Source organism: Neobacillus driksii (assembly GCF_013409995.1).
Lineage (GTDB): Bacteria > Bacillota > Bacilli > Bacillales > Cytobacillaceae > Neobacillus > Neobacillus driksii.
On the sequence record NZ_JACCBX010000031.1, the window covers coordinates 1 to 1169 of the forward strand.

The 1169-nt window shown below is 37.6% G+C and carries 1 protein-coding gene; it reads left to right on the top strand.

Annotation, left to right across the window (positions count from 1 at the left end):
• Window positions 1-259 precede the first annotated feature (259 nt).
• Window positions 260-1169: IS110 family RNA-guided transposase (locus F4694_RS31675; protein WP_179603851.1), on the top strand; the 910-nt coding region annotated here is incomplete at its 3' end.

Sequence of the window (1169 nt, forward strand, 5' to 3'; positions counted from 1 at the left end):
TTCGTATTATAAGGTTAGCCAGAATGCTAAATATTTCTGGTTGACCTTATTTATTTTGGTCTTATTATATCAGTAGCCAGGGTAGAACGTATCTGCTCGTGGGGCCTTCGACCCCGTCAACTAAACCGTTCGCCCCCTACTTGTAGAAACATGATTGAGGCTGGTTGGGACTAAGATCTCGTATAACAAGCGAAGCTGTGACACTGCATGGAGGAATTAGGGGTACTGGCAAATTACTAGTTTAGGAGGATGAATTAGAATGAATCCAGTCGTTGGTCTGGATATTTCAAAAGGGGAAAGTCAAGTTCAAGCATTTTTAGATAAAGGCAAACCATATCTTAAGAGTTTTAAAGTATCTCATACCGTTGAGGGGCTTAGTTATCTTGTAACGTTTCTGGAGGATGTGAAAAAAGAGTCTGGTAAGAAGCCTTCGATCATACTAGAAGCTACAGGGCATTATCAAACTCCTGTTGTTCATTACTTGGAAGAACGAGGATATTTATTGATTATTATCAATCCGTTGATTTCATACAAGGCAAGAAGTTCAAGTTTAAGAAAAGTAAAGACAGATGTCATAGATGCCTATCTTCTTTGTGAGTTGTTCTATAAAGAAGAGTTAGAGCCTTTTAAAAAGCGTGGTGTCCAATTATTAAACCTTCGTAATCTTACAAGACAGCATGAAAATATTACGGGAGTCACCATTCAAACCAAGCTTCAATTTCAGGCTGTTCTTGAACAAGTGTTTCCAGAATATAAAGGGGTATTTGGCGATTTATATTCTGTTGTATCACTCTTAACGCTTTCAGAGTTCCCCTCTTCCGAGGACATTATGAAAGCAAGTGAAGAAACAATTACAGACAAGATACATGAATTATGTAAAAGTCGATCAATCAGATGGGCAAAAGAAAGTGCGATTAAGCTTAAGGCTGCAGCAGCTCGTAACCCTTTTGAAAAGACAGTCTATCAGAGTCATATTTTAAGCCTTGGTATGTATATTAATATGATTCTTCAATACAAAGAGCACCTATCAAAGTTGGAGTCGGAGATAGATGCCCTCGCTAAAGAAATTGAAGAATATAATATTATCAAATCTATCCCTGGTATCGGAGAAAAAATCGCTGCAACGATCATTTCAGAAATTGGAGAGATAGATCGATTTACTGATCCTA